Here is a 260-nt window from a genome sequence, read left to right as displayed (position 1 = left end):
ACGCTGGGCAACCAATTCGGGGTGCTCGACAACGTTTGTGGAGTGAGATACAACGCCCGGGATCAGGTACTTTCCTTCAGGAAGCTCGATGTCCTTCCAGATTGTCCACTCGTGAGCGTGGCGCGCATTCGCTGCCTCGAAGGTCAGGCCATTGGCGTTCACTGCAAGAGCGAGGTCGACGATGTCCTTGAACGGGATGTCCGTGGTGTGCGGGCCGTGCCAGGAACCCCAGCAGACGTGGAAACGGATGAGCTCGGGAT

The 260-nt window shown here is 59.2% G+C and carries 1 pseudogene; it reads right to left on the bottom strand.

What is annotated here, in order from left to right:
* Positions 1 to 260, bottom strand: a pseudogene (locus tag QP415_RS12125) (epoxyalkane--coenzyme M transferase); the annotation flags it as partial.

The organism is Pauljensenia sp. UMB3104 (assembly GCF_030217285.1).
Lineage (GTDB): Bacteria > Actinomycetota > Actinomycetes > Actinomycetales > Actinomycetaceae > Pauljensenia.
This window is presented reverse-complemented; position numbering and strand designations above follow the sequence as displayed.